The sequence below is a fragment of the Pantoea nemavictus genome (assembly GCF_037479095.1).
Lineage (GTDB): Bacteria > Pseudomonadota > Gammaproteobacteria > Enterobacterales > Enterobacteriaceae > Pantoea > Pantoea nemavictus.
The window spans coordinates 1,345,788-1,354,461 of record NZ_JBBGZW010000001.1 but is presented as its reverse complement, the minus strand read 5'-3'; the positions used below and the strand labels follow the sequence as shown (position 1 = coordinate 1,354,461).

The window sequence follows — 8,674 nt, the reverse complement described above, 5'->3', positions numbered from 1 at the left end:
TTATCCGATTTCGGGTAACGCCACGCTCAGCGGATGCGCCTGCTGCCACTGTTTGGCCGCGCTCTCGCTGACTTTCTTTCCATGATAAAAATGCACCCGCTGACCGCGCAGATTGCCCTGCTGATCCTGCCAGCGGAAACAGTGCTCCGGCAGAATCACCTCATACATCAGGCGCAGCAGATCGCGGATCTCACCAAAGGGGGCGATAAAATCGGTGATCCACAGGCGATCGCCGCTGATCCAGTCCTGCTCTTGCATCATCACCGAGGCGTGCGTGAGGTAGCGCTGCTCTGCCTCGGCATCCAGCCACGCCCAGCCGAGATAAAACTGCGGGCGACCCTCTTTTACCGCGATGGCGTACTGCTGCTGTTTGATCGGCGGCAGCAGCAGCGTCGGCAGGGTATGCAGCGGGGCATCGCGGTGGCGCTTCGAGTGCATCCACAGCCAGACCGCCATGCCCAGCACTTCGGCCTCGCTGGTGTCATCCGCTGCCAGCCAGGGCGCAATTAACCGGTAACCGTTGATCTCCATCAGTAGCTCCAGTTCAGGTTGAAGCCGAGCGTTAAGCCACTGGTGTGATAGCCGGCAGGCTTCGAGAGCGGAATACCGGCGAACAGGTCATAGCTGGTGCGGAAGGCGTAGCCGCGCAGTCCCACCGCGCTACCGGCCAGGTGTTTACCAATCAGGTAATCCTGGCCGCTGTTGCGCCCACCCACTTCACCATAATCCAGCGCCAGATAGAGCTCCTGCGACGGCAGCGGCGTCGCCCAGCCGATGTCGTTGCGCCAATACCAGCCCTCATCTGCATTCAGGGTGCGCTGGCCGTCAAAGCCACGCACCGACCAGCGGTTGCCGATGGCAAACTGATCCTGCGGCGTCAGCGGCGTGTTGCTCATCTGGCGCAGATACTGGGTGTTAAAGCTGAACTGTTGATTAAGCAGCGAGAAGGGCACGGCCAGCTGGGCGTTGAGCTGAATAATCTTCGACAGCGCAGTGGCTTCACCCCAGAACTCTTCGGGTGCGGGCTGTGCGCCAAACCAGCGGGTACCGCGCTGATAGCTGGCGCCCGCATCCAGCGTCGCGCTGCCGATATAGTGACGATGCTGCAAGCCGAGGCGCCACGCCGAAGTCTGGCGGCGCTGCACTTCAACTTCGGTGTCGTTGATGAAGTTGCGGGTTTCACGCGTCATCACGTCATAGCTCAGCGTGGTTTTCTGGCTGCCGTTGCGGTGCAGCACGCGGCTGAGATTGGCGTTCAGGCTTTTGCTTTTGCCGCTGTACTGATAATCGGTGAACGCCCCAGCCACCGTCTGGTTGTAGCTGTAATCGCTGGTGGTGATGCCCGCCATCCAGTAACCAAACGGCACCGAGTAGCTGCCGGTGAAGTTTTTGGTGCCTTTGTCATTACCAAACTGCAAATCATGGCTCGCCGAAACGTAGAGCATGTCGCTCAGCGACAACGGGTTATCGATATAGAGCGTCAGGCCGCCCTGATAACGGCCGGTGGACGTTGAGCCGGAATCGTCGAGTGAAGCGCCGAGTCGCCACATCTTGCTCTGGTTCCACTGCACCGCCATCTCGCTTTCACCCGGCGCACTGCCGGGGATCAGCGCCATATCGGCCTGCACGGTGGGCAGACGCTGCAGGTTTTCCAGCCCCTGCTCGGTATCACGCAGGTCGTACAACTGATCTTCGCGCGAGGGCAGGGCGCTGGCGAGCGTGACGTAGCGATCGCTGGAGTCAGTGCGCGTGATGTGGCTGATTTTTCCGGACAGCAGCTGCAGCGTCAGCGTACCTTGCGTCAGATCCTGCGGCGGAGCCAGCACCCGGCTGGTAACGTAACCGCTGTCGATCATGCGGTTCTGCAGCACGCTCATCAGCAGGTTGATGCCTTTCACGCCCAGGCATTTTCCCTGGCCCTGGCTGGCCAGCCGCTGCAGCGGTAGCCAGTGCGGAAAGTCACTCAGCCCGTTCAGCGTGATGTGCTGAATAGCGAAACAGGGCGTTTCCTGTGGAAAGCTGACGCGGGAGGAGCCGCTGGTTGACGGGGATAAACGCACGTCAGGCGTTGGCGGCTGAAGCTGGGCCTCAATCGCTTTCTGACGCTGCTGCTGAATAATGTCCTGTTCGGCGGCGGTCGCCACCTGCGGAAATATAATGCCGATTGCCAGCGACCATGCGCTAACGGCAAGCGCTATGCCTGCTTTCTCTTCCATGAGTTTATTCCAGATTAATGATTATCCTTAACTGCTATTAATACTCTACCTGTTTATTGGCGCATGGCAATATTTCAGTTTGATTTTTGATGGGTGAAAATATAGGAAATTTCTTGTTATTTGGGCACTTTATTGAGAGTTAATGATATTTTTAATAAATATTCCATTGAAAGGAAAGGGGGGTGAATAAGCGGGGGGAAGGTATCGTACAGAATTGTCCTGGGTAAATTCATTCATGGATATATAAAAGAAATCTGTAATTTTTTGACAATTAAAATCGCATGATAATCGTCGGCAGGGTTTAATTTCAGGGTTATATTTTGAACGCCATCATCATAGCTAATAATATCCACTATTTAATCCATAAAAAAACGGATGGCGAACCATCCGTTTTTGCTTAGTGGTTTATGCGTTAAAGCATCACATTACTGAGTAGTTTTGCTCCTCAGATTCAATCATCGCTCGCGCAGCGTTGTTCACTACACCGGACTGCGTTTCTACCGCCATATCGGCTTGTGCGATAGACAGCGGTTGGGCAGCGGGCTGCTGAACATCAGCGTCCTCACTGAACAGCGCAGGCTCCGCAGAACTCAGCAGATCGGCGGCTGAAATATTCAGCAGCGATGCCTCAGATTCCGCAGGGGCAGACTGAACATTGAAGTTATTGGGGTGGCTCTCCAGATAGAGGCTTTTTACCACAATTGAGTGCGGACCATCTTGCAGCTCAGGGACAATAAACGACCACGAGCCGTCCTGCAGGGTCTGTACCGAACCGATAGGTTTACCATTGTCCAAAATTTCCAACAGGATATCTTGTCCAGCAAAACCTTTCAGCGTAGGGGTCGAGTCAGAAGAAATCTGGCCGTTTCCAATCAGAATTTCCCCCTGTTGATCGTCATAAACGCTGCATAAGATGGCTATATCATACGGTGACGCCAGCTCGAAGCTAAAGTCAATGCTCTCCACCTGACCTTCACCGGTGACTTTCACCAGATTATTGCCCGATTTCAACGGCTCAGTGACGTCGAAGTTCCAACGACCATACTCATTGGTTAGCGCCGTTCCATGTGTCTTACCGTTGATAGTGATGGTGACGACCGAACCCACTGCTGCGATACCGCTAAATGACGGCGTGTTGTCGTAAATCGCTGTGCTATGACCAATACCAAAACGCTCAACACCCTCGTTGTAGGTACTCACTCCTTCCACCACTAAAATGCGTTCAGCTGCGGCTGGCACCAAGGTAAAGGTAAATGCCTCACCGTGATATTTGACGTTCGATCCCGCCGTGATGTTGTGTTTACCCAGCGTAAGCGCAGTTTCTACCTGGTACGTCCATGAACCGGTGGCACTAGCGCGCGTTTCACCAATTTGAACGCCATTATCGAAGATCTTCACCAGTGCATTGCTATCGGCTTTTCCTGCCAGGAACGGGGCATTGTCATCACTTTCACCGTTGGCTTTGATAAAGCCAGACTTAAAGAAGTTATCGTAGGCACTGGTAACTTCATACGTCGTTCCTTTCGGTAGTGGATTTTCTGGATCAGGTGCCACTACGGTGAAGACAAAGGCGGGGCCATAATGCTCGGCATCAGGTCCTGCACTGATTTCATGCCTACCCAGTGACAATGCGGGTTCTGGTTTGAACGTCCACAAGCCAGACGCTTCAGCGCGCGTTTCACCGATCTTCACGCCATTATCGAAGATATGGACCAGCGCATAGCGCGATGCATGCCCTGAAAAACGCGGTGCTGCGTCATCACTCTCGCCGTTCTGTGGAATACGTCCCGATTCCAGCACGCTATCGTAGGCATTGCTGACTTCGTAAATGATCTGGATCGGTAATGGGTTTTCTGGATCTGGCGCCACCACGGTGAAGCTAAAGGCTGGGCCTTGATGTTGAACATCGGGTCCTGCAGTGATGTCATGTTTACCCAGCGTTAACGCAATTTCTGGTTCGAACGTCCATATGCCAGACACATCAGCGCGTACTTCACCGATCTTATTACCATTATCAAAGATCTGGACCATGGCATAGCGTGTAGCCTGGCCGTAAAGGCGCGGGGTTGCGTCATCTGTCTCGCCATTAGCAAGAACGTGGCCGTGCTCCAGTACGTCATCGCTCGCCCTCGTAACGGTGTAAGTCACCTCTGGCTCAACCGGCGGCTCAACGACAGAAGGTTCGGTGATGTCGAAGGTGTACGTCTCGCTGGTATTACCCTCTTCAGCGACGGCCACGATGTGATGTGGGCCGATACTCAGCGGCTCGGTAAAGGTAAAGGTCCAGCTGCCGTCGGCTAAGGTTTTGACTGAACCAATCCAGTTTTCACCTTCATACAGATTGATCACCACATTTTTTGGGCCGCCGCCGCGCAGATCGGGCGTGGTATCGGCGGTTGAATTCCAGCTCGACTCCTCACCGGAGTTGGCATAAACAGCATTCGCACTCACCGGTACTTTCACCACCAGCACAAACGGATCGCTATCCTGACCATTGTCGGCTTTCGCCACAAAGTTATGTGAACCTTGTCCCAGATAGTCGTGAACGATGAATGACCAGGTGCCAAGATTGGAGGTTCTCGCCACACCGATTATTACATCGTTGTCATAAATGGTAATCAGGCTGTTAGGCTCAGCGAAGCCGGCAAGCGCAGGCTTGTCGTCCTGAATAACATCATGCTGTTTCAGATGGCCGACTTTGTTTCCAACCTTGGCAAAACCGTAATCAATCTCGGTTTTACGCACAGGCTGAGGTTCAGGATCAGGCCCCGGCTCAACTGGCGCGTCGATATACAACGTAAAGGGATCACTTTCGCTGCCATCTTCGCCTTGCACCGTGATGACGTGCTCGCCACCGCCCAGTTCCTGCTCGAAGTTCCAGCGTCCGCCCCAGCTCGATACGACTGAGCCGATAGGAACACCGTTATCGAAAATAGTGATCAGCGTATTTGGCTTCGCGGTGCCGTTAAAGCGGGGGGCGGTGTCTTTGACGCTATCGTTGTCGCCGACTTCACGGTCATAGCCAGCGCTGTCATCAAACGCGCGATCGATGGTGACTTCAGGTGCCTTAACCGGTGCGGTGATGTAAATCGTAAACGGATCGCTCACGCTGCCGTCTTCGCTTTTCACTGTGATGATGTGTTTGCCCGCGCCGAGTTCCTGCTCGAAGTTCCAGCGTCCGCCCCAGCTCGATAAGACTGAGCCGATAGGAACCCCGTTATCGAAAACAGTGATTACCGTATTAGGTGCCGCTTTGCCGTTAAAGTGTGGCGCGGTGTCACTGACGGTGGCGTTGTCGCCCACTTCGCGGTCATAGCCGACGCTATCATCGAATGCGCGATCGATAGTGACGGGCGTCGCGGCGACGGTGAAATCATAGGCTTCACTCTCGCTGCCTTCGCCGGCCTTAAAGGTGATGCTGTGCGCGCCGCCTTTCAGCTCGGCGGTGTAGCTCCAGTAGCCCCAGGCATTAGACACCGCGGTACCAATAGGCTGACCGTGGTCATACACGGTGATTTTCGCATTTGGCCCCGCTTGCCCACTAAAGCTTGGCGACGTGTCATTGATGGTGGCGTGGCGAGCAAAGTTTTGGCTGTAGCCTAAGGAGTCGTCGTAGGCATCATCAACGGTGATCGGCTGGCTATCCGGCGTCACCACCGTGAAGTCAAACGGATCGGTTTGGTTATCTTCGCCTGACTTGAAGACGATCTTGTGCGCGCCGCTGTTCAGGAGGGCGGTATAAGACCAGTATCCGCTGTGATCGGGAGTAATGATGCCAATCGGCTGACCGTTGTCATATACGGTGATTTTCTTACCCGGCTCGGCGTGACCAACAAAACGCGGCGTTGAGTCGTTGATGGTGGTGTTGCGTTCAAAATCACGTTGGTAACCCTGCGAGTCGTCATACGCGTGGGTGATGGTAATCGGCATCACTTCCACGGTGAAATTAAACGCATCACTCTCGCTGCCTTCGCCGGCTTTAAAGGTGAAGCTATGCGCACCTGCCTTCAGCTCAGGTGTGAACACCCACTTACCGTTGTGATCGGACATGGTGAAGCCGATAGGCTGACCGTTGTCATATACATTGATTCTGAGATTCGCGCCTGATGTGCCGTTAAAGCGCGGCGTGGTGTCGTTGGTGATGCCGTTCTCCGTCACCAGCTGCCAGGCAGAATGCGCGTTGTCATATACCTCATCCACGATGATCGGCTGGCTTTCAGCTAATACGATGGTGAAGCTAAACACCTTGCTCGCGTTGCCCTGAGCATCCTTAAAGCTGATGTTATGCAGACCGCTGCCTAGTTCCGGCGTGTAGATCCACTCGCCGCGGGCGTTGGAAGTCATGCTGCCGATCGGCTCACCGTTGTCATACACGGTGATCAGCACATTCGGGCTGGCCTTACCGTTAAAGCGCGGCGTGGTGTCGTTGGTGGTGCCGTTCTCCGCAATGCGCTCCCACACATAATTACTGCTCTGATATACCTCTTCGATGGTGATTTGCGCATCGATGGTGAAGCTGAACACCTTGCTCTGGTTGCCCTGAGCGTCTTTGAAGCTGATGTGGTGCTCACCGCCGCCCAGCTCCGGCGTGAAGACCCACTCGCCGCGCGCGTTAGAGGTGGTGCTGCCGATCGGCTGGCCGTTGTCTAACACGGTAATCAGCACATTCGGGCTGGCCTTGCCGTTAAAGCGCGGCGTGGTGTCGTTGGTGCTGCCGTTCTCACTGATGCGCTCCCAGACATAATTGGTGTCCTGGTTTACCGCTTCGATAGTGATGTTCGCGTCGATGGTGAAGCTGAACACCTTGCTGCCGTTGCCCTGCGCATCCTTAAAGCTGATGTTGTGCACGCCGCCGCTCAGCTCTGGCGTGAAGACCCATTCGCCACGGGCGTTAGAGGTGGTGCTGCCGATTGGCTCACCGTTGTCATACACGGTAATCAGCACATTCGGGCTGGCCTTGCCGTTAAAGCGCGGCGTGGTGTCGATGGTAGTGCCGTTCTCAGCAATAGATTCCCAGACATAATTAATGTTCTGGTTCACTTCTTCGATGGTGATTTGTGCATCGATGGTAAAGCTGAACACCTTGCTCTCGTTGCCCTTAGCATCTTTAAAGCTGATGTTGTGCATGCCGCCGCTCAGTTCCGGCGTGAATACCCATTCGCCACGCGCGTTAGCGGTGGTGAAGCCGATTGGCTTACCGTTGTCATACACGGTGATCTGCACATTCGGGCTCGACTTGCCGTTAAAGCGCGGCGTGGTGTCGTTGGTGGTGCCGTTCTCGGTAATCAGCTCCCAGACATAATTGGTGTTCTGGTTGACCGCTTCGATGGTGATGTTCGCGTCGATGGTGAAGCTGAATACCTTGCTCTCGCTGCCTTCACCGGCTTTGAAGCTGATGTTGTGCTCGCCGCCGTCCAGTTGCGGTGTGAACACCCACTCGCCGCGCGCGTTAGAGGTGGTGACGCCAATCGGCTGGCCGTTGTCATACACGGTGATCTGCACATTGGCACCCGCTTTGCCGTTAAAGCGCGGCGTGGTGTCGATGGTAGTGCCGTTCTCAGCAATGCGTTCCCAGACATAATTGGTATTCTGGTTCACCTCTTCAATGGTGATCAGCTGGGTTTCCGGGCCTTCAATCACCGGATCTACTGGCTCAACAATCACCGGCTCTTCCGGTTCTGCGCTGCCGATAATTTCGAAATTAAACGGTTTGGTGGTATTGCCGTTGCCAGCGTCAAAGGTGAGGGAGTATTCGCCCAAGCCCAACGTCGGGAAGAAATACCAGGTGCCCTCGTCGTCAGAGATAACGGTGGCTATCGGTTTGCCATGATCGTAGACGGTGATAGTGATATTTGGATCGGCAAGGCCCACAAAGCGCGGGGTGGTGTCCTCGATTTTATCGCCGGGTATAAGGGGTATGCTTCGCTCATCCCTATCGAAGGCCTGAGCCTTCAACTCAATAATCTGCGAGCCTTCAGCCAGCACGACATAATCAAACGAATCACTTGAGATCCCGGAGCTGAAAACCAGGTTGCGCGGTCCGATCTCTAGAGGAGGATTGGGGGTGAAATGCCAGTTGCCCTCAATATTCGCGACCACCTGGCCAATCTGTTTATCACCATCGAAAATGGTAATTAAAGTGCCGGGATCGGCGGTGCCGACAAAACGTGGCGCGGCGTTTTCATAAATGCCGCCGCGTAAAATCTGCCCATCATGTTCATAGTCAGCCACGTACCAGATGGAAACGGGCTTGGTTTCAGCCGTTGAGGCGTTGATGATGACAGTCTGTTCTTCTGCTGGTGATGATGCTGCATGCGCGCTGACGTGGGCCGGCGCAGTGCTTAAAACGGAGAGCGTTGCGTTCTCGTGACTGGAACGATGCACGCTATTTTTTTTGGATTCTTCCATGGTGTTCATTCTCAAATACTCAGCTACATCCTATACGCAGCTAACGGCGC

General features: G+C 54.5%; 3 protein-coding genes. All 3 read right to left on the bottom strand.

Annotated features, from left to right (window positions below; genetic code table 11):
- The gene (locus tag WH298_RS06095; protein WP_180822458.1) at positions 1–531 is read right to left on the bottom strand and encodes a toxin-activating lysine-acyltransferase; all 531 of its coding nucleotides are present in this window, start codon (positions 529–531) and stop codon (positions 1–3) included.
- Positions 531–2,216: a ShlB/FhaC/HecB family hemolysin secretion/activation protein gene (locus WH298_RS06090; protein WP_180822457.1), complete on the bottom strand. Its 1,686-nt coding sequence runs from the start codon at positions 2,214–2,216 to the stop codon at positions 531–533. Before WH298_RS06090 ends, WH298_RS06095 begins: the two co-directional genes overlap by 1 nt.
- 420 nt (positions 2,217–2,636) lie before the next feature.
- Positions 2,637–8,624, bottom strand: a complete 5,988-nt coding sequence (locus WH298_RS06085; RefSeq protein ID WP_180822456.1) for an Ig-like domain-containing protein — start codon at positions 8,622–8,624, stop codon at positions 2,637–2,639.
- Positions 8,625–8,674 lie beyond the last annotated feature (50 nt).

Excerpts from the sequence above, each read along its gene's own strand:
- WH298_RS06095 (WP_180822458.1), bottom strand. The coding sequence starts at position 531 with ATGGAGATCAACGGTTACCGGTTAATTGCGCCCTGGCTGGCAGCGGAT.
- WH298_RS06090 (WP_180822457.1), bottom strand. The coding sequence starts at position 2,216 with ATGGAAGAGAAAGCAGGCATAGCGCTTGCCGTTAGCGCATGGTCGCTG.
- WH298_RS06085 (WP_180822456.1), bottom strand. The coding sequence starts at position 8,624 with ATGGAAGAATCCAAAAAAAATAGCGTGCATCGTTCCAGTCACGAGAAC.